The organism is Hydrotalea sp., from assembly GCA_030054115.1.
Lineage (GTDB): Bacteria > Pseudomonadota > Alphaproteobacteria > JASGCL01 > JASGCL01 > JASGCL01.
The window spans coordinates 1-12,523 of sequence record JASGCL010000023.1; the positions used below are offsets into that span (position 1 = coordinate 1).

Genomic DNA, 12,523 nt, shown 5'->3' on the forward strand with positions numbered 1-12,523 from the left:
CGCCAAGATGGAAAGAGAGCTATCGATAAAAATACGGGACAGGCCGAACAACCTCATAACGGACATATATTCTGGTTTATTGCAGGATTCATGCCCTGATGTTCGCTTAATAAACAAATGAAGGGCGATTTATGTTGCGGTGGTTGGTCGATTGCACGCACCGTGCAGAATTACTATCGACGTTTTTTTACCCAATCGCATTGCGCGGCGGCAAATGCCGTCATGTTGATAATGCCGCGCGTTGTGGCGGCCGGGGTGATAATATGGGCGATGTGGTTGCACCCCATCAACATCGGGCCGGTTGAAATCCCCTCGGCGGCGACCATCTTCACCATGTTGTAACATATATTGGCGGCGTCAAGGTTGGGGAACACCATCAAATTGGCCGAGCCCTTCAATTGGCTGTCCATCAAAAAATTGGCACGAATCGATTCATCCAACGCGGTGTCGGGGTGCATTTCGCCCTCGATTTCAAACTTGCAGGATTTTTTTAACCGCGCCACCGCCCGGCGCATTTTTGCCGCCGATTCCGATTCGGCCGAACCAAAGTTAGAATGGGAAAGCAACGCAACCTTTGGCGTGATGCCAAACATCTCCATGATATCGGTTGCCATCAAGGTCATTTCTTCCAATTCCTCCTCGTTTGGGTTTAACGAAACATGGGTGTCGGTAAAAAACAGCGGCAGGGTCGGCTGGCCAAATTTTTCCAGCACCAGCATGTAAAGACTATGCAGGCTTTTGTATTTTTCATTGACGCCCAAAATCGACCGCACGTATTTTAAATGGCGATGAAAAACACCTATCGTGCCGCATAACAACCCATCGGCCTCGCCGCGCTTGACCATAATGCTGGCGATAACAGTGTTCGACGTCCGCACCATGGTTTTGGCATATTCGGGGGACACGCCGGCGCGCCCCAATGTTTGGTGATAATTGGTCCAATAATCGTGAAACCGGCTGTCTTGCTCGGGGTCGCAAATTTCAAAATCAACCCCGGCGGTTAATTTTAAATTTAATTTTTCGATACGGTCATTGATAACCTTTGGCCGGCCAACCAATATCGGCCGTGCAAAATTTTCTTGAATGATGGTCGGCAGGGCGCTTAGAATTTTTGGATTTTCGCCCTCGGCATAGACGATGCGTTTGTTGGCGCGGCGTGCCCGCATGTTAATCGGCCGCATGATTTCGTGGGTGCGGGTTGTCAGGCCGGCCAATTGCTCGCGGTATTGCTGAATATCGCTTATCGGCCGGGTGGCGACACCGGTTTCCATCGCCGCTTGGGCGACGGCGGCCGAAACCTCGACAATCAAACGTTCATCCAGCGGCTTGGGAATAATATAATTTTTACCGAATGAAAGCTCGCTGACGCCATAGGCAAGCAAGGTTTTTTCCTCGATCGCTTGCTTGGCAAGGTTGGCGATGGCGCGCGATGCGGCCTGCTTCATTTTTTCGTTTATTTCGGTCGCACCAACGTCGAGCGCGCCGCGGAATAAAAATGGAAAACACAATACATTGTTAACTTGGTTTGGGTAATCGGAACGGCCGGTGCAGATAATCGCATCATCCCGCACTTTTTCGATTTCTTCGGGGCGAATTTCCGGCTCGGGGTTGGCCAATGCCAATATCATCGGGTTGTTTGCCATGGTTTTTACCATCGCGCCGCTGACAATATTGCCGGACGACAGGCCAAGGAAAATATCGGCGTCTTTTAACACCTCGGCCAAATTTTTATCTTGTTTTACATCGTTGCGCGCGAACTGTTGTTTGAATTGGTCCATGCCTTTGTTTCGGCCGGCCCAGACCAATCCTTCCTTATCGCACACCCAGATATTTTCTTTCTTCGCCCCCAGGCTGATAAGAAATTGCAGGCAGGATAAAGCCGCCGCCCCCGCGCCCGAGGCAACAATTTTGACCTTCGACAAATCTTTCTTCAACACCTCAAGCCCATTTTGAATCGCCGCGCCGGCGATAATCGCCGTGCCATGCTGGTCATCATGAAACACCGGAATGTTCATTTCCTTTTTTAATGTTTGTTCGATGGTGAAACATTCGGGGGCCTTGATATCCTCCAGGTTAATGCCGCCAAACGTTGGTTCGAGGCTTTTGATAATCGTGATTAATTTTTCCGGGTCCTTTTCGTCTATTTCGATATCAAAGACATCAAGGTCGGCAAATTTTTTGAACAAAACCGCCTTGCCCTCCATCACCGGCTTGCTGGCCAGCGGGCCAATATCGCCCAGGCCAAGCACCGCCGTGCCGTTGGAAATCACCGCGACCAAATTGCCGCGCGCCGTCATGTCGGATACCGCCAGGGCATTTTTGACAATTTCTTCGCAAGCCGCCGCCACCCCGGGGGAATAGGCCAAGGATAAATCGCGTTGCGTGCTGAGGGGTTTTGACGCCACCACCCGCAATTTGCCGGCGGGCTTTTGCTTGTGATAGGCAATGGCCTCGGTGCGTAATTGTTCGCGCGCCTTATCTGATGCTGTGTCGTTTGTCATTGCAAATTCTTGAGGTATTTATTTTTTTTCATGGCGTCAGCTTAGGGTATTCTTAACAACCTATTATTCACCACTTATTATATTTAAGCAACCGCCACAATAATATAATTAGAATTTGCTTTTAAAATCAAGCCTAAAATTTTGCACCACGTCGTGCGTCCCCTTAAGATAAGGGAATGCCCAAGAAATAACAATCGGCCCGACCGGCGTGATAAAACTGCCGCCCAACCCCCAGGAGGCACGAAGCCGCTCGTCGTCGCTGACATTTACGAAATTACGTTCGTCGGGGAAGGCCAAGATACCGATGTCATTGAACAGAATAAATTTCGCACCAATGTCGGACAAGAAATCAATCGGCACGCGCAATTCGGCACTCTGCGTGAAATATTTTCGGCCACCGAGGAAGCTGGTCGAGCTACCCGCGCTGTAGGATGGGCCGGCCGAGCTGTCTTGGAAACCGCGCAGGTTCGCCCCGCCAAGGTAGAAACGGTCGGTCAAGCCAACCTTTTTATTATTAAAGGGGAAAATATAACCCGAGTCGATGCCAATCGCCAACACCGGGTCGTTGTTAAGGCCAAGCGGAATTTTTAAATAACCCGCCCCGGTGGCCGAGGTGCGAAGGTAATAAACATCGCCGCCCAAACCGGCCAGGTCATTGCCAAAGGTTAAATACATACCCGACCGTGGGTCGCCGGGGTTATCGCGCGTGTCATAAGATGTTTGGTAACCAAAAATAGAAGCGTATAAACTGCCGACGGCCGAGGTGTTAAGGCTGCCCGCGTCGGCCGAGATTTTATTAAAATAGAAATTGTAATAGACATATTGCGATAGGTATCTGTTGTAATTGAAGCGCAAGCCAAGCGATGCACCGGTGCGGGTTTCGGTGAGCAAGCTGGCGGTGTTGTCGGTTACGGTGCGGTAAAGCGTGGTTATCAAGGCCAAATCTTTATCGGCCAAGAAAGGTTCGGTGTAGGAAATGCTGTAGGATTGACCGAAGGACGAACCCTGGCCACTGGCGACCGGAATGGCAAATTGGCCGTTAAAGGTCAGGACGCGCGCCGTGCCGAGCAAATTATTTTCGCCGAATGTAACCCCCAAAATAATCCCCTGGGCGGTTGAATAACCCGCGCTAAAATTCAGCGCGCCGGTCGATGTTTCCTGCACGTTGATAATCAAATCAACCCGGTCGGGGCGGCCGGCCACCGGCGCATATTGCGGGCTGACCGCGCTAAAATAGCCGGTGTTTTGTATCGACTGCAGGCCCTGGTTGACGGCATCCTGGTCAAGCGGGTCGCCCTCGGTAATTGGTAATTTGCGGCGGATAATATTGTCAAGCGTCCGCCCGTTCCCCTTGATGACGATGCGGTTGATATATTGCCTTTGCCCCTGCATAATTTTAAAGGTAACATCGACCAGGCCGGTGTCGGGGTGGGTGGTGGTTTTTGGCACCACGCTCATAAATGGGTAGTTATAATTATCGCGCAGGTCGGCGACGATATCGCGCTGGGTTTTTTCGACGGATGAAATTTTATAATAATTTCCTTTTTTCAAGGCAATGCCGCTTCGCAATTCATCAATTTTTAACTGCTTGATGTCGCTGATTAAGTTTATTTTATCAACGCGATAGCGCGGCCCTTCCTTGATGCCATAGGTGATGGTGAAATCGCCGCGCGATTTATTTAATTGGCTGGTGGCCGACAAAATGGCGGCATCGGCAAAACCATTGTCTTGGTAAAAACGCAGTAAATTATCTTGGTCGGTTTTGATACGATTCGGGTCATATTGGTCGGTGGTGGCGAAAAAGCGAATCGGGTTGTAAATCGTGGTGGCAATCACCGCCCGCAGGGAGCCATCAGAAAAACTATCATTGCCAAAAAATTCGATAGCCCCGACCTTGGGCGCTTTGCCCTCGTTGATGACGAACACCAATTGCACGCGGTTGTTGCCGATGTCGATTAATTTTGGCGTCACATTGGCTTGGAAGAAACCACGTTGCAGGTAAACCTGCTGGATGATATTGACGGCCTTCTTCACCGCGGCGCGTGAATAAACCGCGCGTGGCCGCACCGGGCTGTTCTGCGCCAGGACCATCAGGAAATCCTTATCTTCTATGTCGCTGTTGCCCTCGAATGCAATCTGGTCGACGACCGGGCTTTCCATAATGCTAATGGTGACGATGCCATTGGCTTCGCCAATGGTGACCAGAGCAAATAATCCGGTGCTGTTGAGGATTCGCAAGGAATCATTGGCGACATCGTTCGACCAACTGTCGCCAACTTTAAATGGCAGGTAGCTTAAAATAGTCTGCGGGTCGATTTTTTGCGCGCCGCCGATTTTGATGGTTTTGATGATATTACCGCCCGCGTTGTTATTCTTGCTATTGCCTGCGCCGCCCGTGCTTGGCGGGGTAAAAACCAACGGCGCAACCGGTGCGGCAATGGGGGAATTGGCGGGTGCGGCTGGCTTGGTTGCCGGTTGTGGCGTGCCGCTCTTAGGCTCGGGTGGCTGGCCGGGGGTGGCTTGCGTGGTGGGTGGTTGCGCGCTTGTATTCCCTGGAAGGGTTTGCGCCATTGCCGAATCGGCGGCAAAACCACCCCCCACCGCCGTCAGGCCAGTCGCAAACAACCCATAAAACAACGGCGTTAGCATGGTGTGCGCCATCGCATGGGCCATTACCCGTGTTAGGGTAAGGTGGAATAATTTTACCCTCGGCTTATTTTTTTTTATGGTATTCATGGTATAAAATGGCGGATGGTTAGCGGTCGATGCAATAAAACGGGAAAAACGAGTGGGCGATGATAATTATTGAAGCGGTGGTTGGAATTAAAATAATTATATAGACCTATAAAAGGTGGTCGGCCAAAAGTCAAACTACATCGAATGTTTGGCCGAAACAAGCCAAGCCGGAAATATCCACCAAATAGCCAAGGTAGCGGCGTTATAAGCGCACAATTGGGCTATAGCTTTGATTTTTATTTTATTTTTTTTGCAATTTTTATCGGCGATTCTTCTTGACAGGAAAAGTCAACCTATATTACACTTCTAGTTTAAAGCTGGGACATTAGGGGGTTATGAATCGAGGGTTGGTTGCGCCAGTTGGTCAAGGATAACAATATCAATGATTATATGGTTGCGCTACTCGAAGTGGCCTTAATGGTTCTGCCGTTTTTTAAACTCCTAAATTATGCAATAGCAATTCTTTATAATAAGGAGAAAAAAATGCTAAATAGAAAAAACTTTATGAAAGGCCTCTCGGTCAGTGCTTTTGCCCTGTCGTTCGGTCTTTTGTCAATGTCGGCGGCGGCTAATGCCGCTGATAAGGTGTTGAACGTCGGCTTTGTCGGCGTCACATCTGGTCCCGCGGCGGCGTGGGGTACGTCGAACGTTCGTTCGATGCAAACCCGTGCCGACTGGTTGAATGAAAAGGGCGGTGTCAAAATTGGTGCCGATACTTACAAAGTCAACATCGTCACCTTTGATGATAAAAAAGACCCAAAATTGGCCGTGGCCGGTTTTGAAAAAATGGCGAGCCAAGGCGTTCGTTACGTGGTCGGGCCAAACACCGATGAAGGTGCTATCCCCGCCTATGACGTGGCGATGAAACGTGGCATTGTGTATTTCCCATACGCTTTTGCCAAACAACTTTACACCAAACCGAATGCCCCTGCTTATTTGGCGATGATCGCCAATTATCAATCAGGCCCAACCATTTACAAATGGTTGCAAGCCAACAAGGGCGTGAAGAAAGTTGCCTTCGTGGCGGCCAATGATGCTGACCCCATTTCACAACGCGACAGCGGTGTGGCGGCGGCGAAATCTGTTGGCTTGGAAGTGGTCGATGGTAAGAGCACTTACAAGTCTGGCACCACCGACTTTAACCCCATCTTGAGTCCGGTTATTAAAAAGAACCCTGACTTGCTGGTTCTCTCTGGTGTTGCCCCTGCGGCCGCGCCATTGTTGCTGAAATCGGCACGGGAATTGGGTTACAAAGGCATCATTTCCACCGAAACCGCACAAAATGCTGACGAGCTGAAAAGCGCGGGCAGTGCGGCCAATGGCTTCATTTCTTTGGGCGGGGCATCCACCCCTGAATTGGCTTCGGCTGATATGAAGGAATTTGTAAAGCGTTACACCAAGAAATTTGGTGTTTATGACGATGAATCAAATACCAAGGTTTATGCTTTGGAATATATCATCGGCGTTTTGCAAGCCAACCCGAAAGCGGTTGATAATGTAGATGAGTTCAAAAAGACGGCGGAAACCTTCTCGATGAAAAATCCATATATCAAAGGCAACATGCCAATGACATTCGTTGGCAAAGGCTATTTTGGTCAAAAAAATCAAATTTTTGTGCCAATGGTGGTTAACCAATATGAAAATGGGTCTTTCAAAACCCTTTTCGTTGGTAAAGTTGACTAAGGAAAAAATATCTTAATTTTTTTTAAGATTAAATCCCCCGCCATTTTTGTTTAAAAACTGGTGGGGGATTTTTTTTGCATCCATTGCAAAAAAACTATTTACAAAGCAAAAAAAATAGAGCAGAATTTGCCGAGCAAAAATATAGAAATTTATTACAAATAAAAATATAGAATTATTCAGCGTTAGTGATTAAAAGGAGAGAGAGATGGAAATTGTAGTTAATGGTGTTTATTTGGGGGCGCAATATGCGCTGATTGCCCTGGGGCTCACCCTGATTTTTGGCTTGATGAATGTTTTAAACTTTGCCCATGGGCAAATGTTCGTGCTCGGTGGGTTTGTTACCTATGGCGTGACCGAACGGCTGTTCAGCGGATTGCATTTTCCCTTGGCGATTGCTTTTTTCTTGGGGGTTATTGCCGCGGCATTGGTGTTGATGGTGGTCGGTGGGCTGTTCGAACGGCTTTTCTTCCGCACCGTGATAAACCGCTCGGCACGCGATGAAAGCACCATGTTGTTGGCGGCGGGCACGGCTTTTTTGCTCGATAGTGTTATTTTGATTTTATTTGGCCAGCAACAAAAGGGCATGCCCGATGGTCAAAAATTAATCGATGGGGTTTTTTCCTGGGGTAGCGTCCTTATCGCCTATGACCGGATATTGGTGGCCGGCATTTCCTTTATTATGATTGTTGGTTTTATATTGTATATGCAATGGAGCCGCACCGGCCGCGCGATGCGCGCCCTGGCGCAGGATAAAATGGCCGCGCGGTTGATGGGGGTTAATGTTGATTTTTACACCATGCTGGGTTTTGCCTTTGGCGCGGCGCTGGCGGGGATAGTTGGCGGGCTGTTGTTTTCGGTGACCGGTATTAATTCGGGCTTGGGCGACCCAACCTCTATCAAGGCCTTCACCATGGTCATGTTGGGCGGCGCGGGCGTGGTGTCGGGCGCGATTATGGGCGGGTTTATCCTCGGCATGTTGGAATCGGTTTTATTGTCGCTCTTGCCCTTGATTGGCCTTGGCGACTTGACGCATTTTATTATTTTTGCTTCCTTGATGGTGTTTTTGGCTATTCGCCCGCAGGGTTTAATGGGCAAGCCTTGGGGATAAAATGGGGATAAAATAGGGTGAAATAGGACTTAAAAAAAAATTGGAAAAAATATTTGTTTTATAAATGGAGCAGGAGCAGAACTATATGAAAAAATTTTTTACGCTAAGGAACACTAGGGTCGTTGGGTTTTTTGCCCTGGCGATTCTCTTGCTGGGCATTGTGCCCGGGCCGCTGATTCTGGCTAAAAATTGGTATCTGATGGGCAATTTCACGAACGTCGCCCTGCTCAGCCTTATCAGCCTGGGCGTGTGGTTGACCTTTTCGATGGGCCGCATCAATATCGGCCAGGGGGCTTTTGCCTTGATTGGCGGTTATGCCTCGGCCTATTGTGTGTCAAAATTGGGTTGGTCTTTTTGGGTGTCACTGCCCCTGGCGGGTATCTTGGCCAGCGCGATTGGCGTTATCATCGGCCTGCCGATATTGCGTTTGCGCGGCGTTTATTTTGCGATGGTGTCCTTGACCCTGACTCAGGTTACGACCTTGCTCGCCCTGTCGGATACCATGGCGCCGATTACCGGTTCGTCGCAGGGGATTAGCAATTTGCCGAGCCCGCCGGCCCTGACCATTTTTGGCATGACGCTCATCCCGAGTTTTGACAGCCTGCCCGATACCAAGGTTGGGTTTTATTACCTTTCGGTTTTTTTATTGCTGGCGGGTTTTTTATTGATGTATCGCCTGGCCCATTCGCGCCAGGGGATATTGGCGCGCTCGCTCCAACAGAACGAGGAATTGGCAAGCTCGATTGGCGTTAATGTCGCGCGGTTGCGGCTTATTTCTTTTGCCATTTCGTCGTTCCTCGGCGGTATCGGTGGCGCGGTCTTCATTGCCAATTTGCAATCGATTTCGCCCTCGGCCTTTGTCGTCAAGGATTCGGTCGATTTCATGCTCTATTGTTTTGTTGGCGGGTTGTCGAATGTTGTTGGGCCAATTGTCGGCGCGACCGTGCTTTACTTCGCGTGGGATTGGCTGTCGGTGATGGGCAATTACCAGCTATTTATTTACGCGTCCGCGATGATAAGCATGATGCTATTCCTGCCCAATGGTCTGTTGTCGATTAAGATCGATGGCCTGCTAGATTTTTTCAATAGTAAAAAACAAGCAATCGCCGACAAGAAAAATGGCGCAAAAGCGAAACCCAGCAAAAGGAGAAAATAAAATGAGTGGCGAATTTTTTAGCGTGCAAGGCATCACCAAAAAATTTGGTGGTTTGACCGCGGTCAATGGCGTTTCGTTCGATGTGAAAAAAAATGAAATCCTGTCGATTATCGGGCCGAACGGCGCGGGCAAATCGACCTTGTTTAAATTGATATCATCGTTTTTGTTGCCGACCGCCGGCCAGGTTATTTTTGAAGGAAAACGCATCTCCGGCCTCGCCCCGCATAAGGCGGCGCAACGCGGCGTGATTCGAACATTTCAGGAAACAACTATTTTCCGCAACATGTCGGTGCTCGATAATGTTATCATCGCCCACCATTTGCAGGCACGTGCCAACTTGTTTGGTTTTTATGTCAATTCAAAGGCCGCGCGCGAGGATAACAAGCGGTTTTATGATTCGGCGATGGCGATTTTGAAATTGGTGGGCCTTGATAAGGTCGCGGGCGAATTCGCCCTCAACCTGCCGCACGGCCATTTGCGCGCGCTTGGCATCGCCATCGGCCTGTCGGCCGGGCCAAAGGTGTTGTTGCTCGACGAGCCATTCGCCGGCATGAATATGGAGGAAACCGAAAAGGCGGTGGCGATGGTGCGGAGCATTTGTAAAAAAGGCATCACCATTTTGTTGGTCGAGCATGACATGCACGCCGTGATGAAAATTTCTGACCGCATTGTGGTGGTCAACTTTGGTGAAAAAATTGCCGAGGGCCTGCCGGAGGAGATTCGCAATAATCAAAAAGTCATCGAGGCTTACCTTGGTGTTAAAGACGATTCGATAGGTATATAAGGAGATAAAAAATGACCGATAATATTTTGGAATTAAAAAATGTTGTGCTGAATTATGGCAAGGTGCGCGCCCTGAAGGGTGTGTCGCTGACGGTTGCCACCGGTGAAACGGTCGCGCTTATCGGCACCAACGGCGCGGGCAAATCATCAACCCTGCGGGCGGTTACTGGCCTGCGGCCGATAGCGGGCGGCGAAATTTATTTTAATGGGCAAAAAATTAACGGCCTGCCGCCGCAGACCTTGGTTAAAAAAGGCATTGTCATGGTGCCCGAGGGGCGGCATGTTTTTCCCCTGATGTCGGTGCGCGATAATTTGTTGATGGGGGCATTTACCAAAACCGACAAGCAACAGATCGCCGATGATATGGAAAAGGTGTTAGAAAAATTCCCGCGCTTGAAAGAACGTTTTCGCCAGCAGGCATCAACCATGAGCGGTGGCGAACAACAGATGTTGGTGATTGGTCGCGCCCTGATGACGCGGCCAAAACTATTGTTGCTCGACGAACCATCGCTCGGCATTGCGCCAAAATTGGTGCAGGATATTGCGCGGTCGATTGTCGCCATCAACCGCGATGACAAGGTGTCGGTTGTTTTGGTTGAGCAGAATTCGCAATTGGCGATGAGCATTTCGCACCGCACCTATTTAATCAGCACCGGCAATATCGCCATGAGCGGCGATTCGAAAAAATTGCGCGACGACCCAAAAATCAAAAAAATGTATTTGGGTGGTTAGGGCAACCAACATGAAAATCGCTATTATCAATCCCAATTCGACCCGCGGCATGACCGAAAAATGCCACCGCGTCGCGGCGCAATTTGTCAGCGCGGGCACCGAAATTATTTCATCGAACCCAACCGACACGCCAGCATCTATCGAGGGGCATTATGACGAGGCGATGAGCTTGCCATCATTATTACGCGAAATGAAAAAGGCCGAAGCCGCCGGGGCCGATGGTTTTGTCCTGGCCTGTTTCGATGACCCGGGGCTACATGCCTGTCGCGAAATTGTTGCCGGGCCGGTGGTTGGCATTTGCGAGGCCGCGATGCATGCCGCGTCGATGCTGGCCACGTCTTTTTCGGTGGTGACGACATTGCAACGTTCGGTGCCGATTATCGAGGAGTTGGCGCATAAATACGGCATGGCGCATTTTTGCCGCAAGGTGCGGGCGGCCGATATCCCCGTGTTGCAATTAGAAGAACCCGGCAAAAAGGGCGACGAGGCGCGGCAAAAGATAAAAGACGAAATCATGCGCGCCGCGGCCGAGGATAATTGCGAGGCAGTGATATTGGGTTGCGCCGGCATGGCCGACCTGACCCAGCAATTGACCAAGGATTGCGGCCTGCCGGTGATTGACGGCGTGGTGACGGCGGTAAAATTGTGCGAGGCCTTAATCGGTGCCGGCCTTAAAACCAGTAAAATCAACGCCTACGCCAGCCCGCGCGCAAAATAGCAAAAATCTATTGCTACGGCCTCCTATTGACAAGAAAAATAAACAATTTATAGTATAACTCTCTTGGCAATAACGCCGGGGGTATTTTTACTAAATATTTGTTTTACTTTGAAAGGAACGAACATGAAAAAATTATTTGCCGTCTTGGCGATAAGCTTGTCTGTCTCGTCGGTTGCTATGGCCGATTACGATGACGATGACGATTACATGAGGGGCATGGACAAAGCCAGCTGTAAAAAAATGATGAAAATGGATCAAGCATCCATGAGTGCGAACGACATGAAAAAAATGGACGTCTGCAAAAAAATGATGAAAATGTAATTATTTTTTTCTTCATCAACAAAAAATTATTTTTGTAAGGCGTCTGTTTGAAAAACAACAGAAGCCTTTTTTATTTTTTGATAGTGTGAGCCAAAAACTTGTCCAGCGGTTGTGGCACCGGGTAAAGGGTGTTACAATAATTTCGTTGTCGGTAATTACGCTGACAACGTAACGTTAACATTACATTATCACTGAAAGGATAATACTTATGAAAAAAATCACTGCATTGCTATCGCTCTTGGCCTTTGGCTTGGCTCTCACCACCGTCGCTTCCGCGGCGAACGCGAAACCAGATCAAGCGACCTGCGATCAATTGAAACAAAAAGATCAAACTGCTTTGACTTCGGCCGACTCGAAAGTGCTCTCCGATTGTAAAAAAGCGGGTATGTAATCCGTTTTTTAAAAAAAAGATTATTTTTTTTTAAGGCATCTGTTCATTTTTGGACAGGTGCCTTTTTTCTTTTTGATAGTTGCCGACAAAATACAGCAAAGCAAAGCCAAAAATCCCTGCATCGATTGTCGCGCAATATAAAGGGTGATACAAGAAATTCGCTGTTGGCAATAACGCAAACGGCAATATTAATAATTTATTATCATTGAAAGGATAATATATCATGAAAAAAATCATTGCATTATCATACGTGCTAGCCTTCGGCTTGGCCATCACTTCTTCAGCGGTTGCCGCTTCTGCGCAACCAGACAAAGCGACCTGCGATCAAATCAAGCAAATGGACCAAGCTTCTTTGAGCGCGGACGACATGAAAGTCGCCAAGGCTTGTAAAAAA

General features: G+C 49.0%; 10 protein-coding genes. 8 read left to right on the top strand and 2 right to left on the bottom strand.

The genetic code is table 11. From position 1 onward, the window contains the following. Positions 1 to 173: 173 nt before the first annotated feature. Both QM529_05270 and bamA read right to left on the bottom strand, forming a co-directional pair. Positions 174 to 2,501, bottom strand: coding sequence for an NADP-dependent malic enzyme (locus QM529_05270; protein MDI9314063.1), 2,328 nt, complete (start codon positions 2,499 to 2,501; stop codon positions 174 to 176). Positions 2,502 to 2,609: 108 nt separating this feature from the next. Continuing rightward, entirely contained in the window at positions 2,610 to 5,237 is a 2,628-nt protein-coding gene (bamA, locus tag QM529_05275) for an outer membrane protein assembly factor BamA (protein ID MDI9314064.1), read from the bottom strand. Between the two features lie 483 nt (positions 5,238 to 5,720). Here bamA and QM529_05280 point away from each other — a divergent pair, with 483 nt between their 5' ends. The 8 genes from QM529_05280 to QM529_05315 all read left to right on the top strand — a co-directional run bounded on the left by QM529_05280 (position 5,721) and on the right by QM529_05315 (position 12,129). After that, the gene (locus tag QM529_05280) at positions 5,721 to 6,920 is read left to right on the top strand and encodes an ABC transporter substrate-binding protein (protein ID MDI9314065.1); all 1,200 of its coding nucleotides are present in this window, start codon (positions 5,721 to 5,723) and stop codon (positions 6,918 to 6,920) included. 205 nt (positions 6,921 to 7,125) lie between these two features. Continuing rightward, the gene (locus QM529_05285; protein ID MDI9314066.1) at positions 7,126 to 8,028 is read left to right on the top strand and encodes a branched-chain amino acid ABC transporter permease; all 903 of its coding nucleotides are present in this window, start codon (positions 7,126 to 7,128) and stop codon (positions 8,026 to 8,028) included. 85 nt (positions 8,029 to 8,113) lie between these two features. Beyond that, complete coding sequence (locus QM529_05290; protein MDI9314067.1) at positions 8,114 to 9,184, top strand: branched-chain amino acid ABC transporter permease; 1,071 nt, start codon at positions 8,114 to 8,116, stop codon at positions 9,182 to 9,184. Position 9,185: 1 nt separating this feature from the next. After that, entirely contained in the window at positions 9,186 to 9,968 is a 783-nt protein-coding gene (locus QM529_05295) for an ABC transporter ATP-binding protein (protein MDI9314068.1), read from the top strand. 11 nt (positions 9,969 to 9,979) lie between these two features. Further along, a complete protein-coding gene (locus QM529_05300) occupies positions 9,980 to 10,699 on the top strand; it encodes an ABC transporter ATP-binding protein (protein MDI9314069.1) in 720 nt (239 codons plus the stop codon). Between the two features lie 10 nt (positions 10,700 to 10,709). Beyond that, positions 10,710 to 11,417 (top strand): aspartate/glutamate racemase family protein, encoded by a 708-nt coding sequence (locus tag QM529_05305; protein ID MDI9314070.1) that lies wholly within the window; start codon positions 10,710 to 10,712, stop codon positions 11,415 to 11,417. Between the two features lie 123 nt (positions 11,418 to 11,540). Continuing rightward, entirely contained in the window at positions 11,541 to 11,738 is a 198-nt protein-coding gene (locus tag QM529_05310) for a hypothetical protein (protein MDI9314071.1), read from the top strand. A 208-nt stretch (positions 11,739 to 11,946) separates the two neighbouring features. Further along, positions 11,947 to 12,129: a hypothetical protein gene (locus QM529_05315; protein ID MDI9314072.1), complete on the top strand. Its 183-nt coding sequence runs from the start codon at positions 11,947 to 11,949 to the stop codon at positions 12,127 to 12,129. Positions 12,130 to 12,523: the final 394 nt, after the last annotated feature.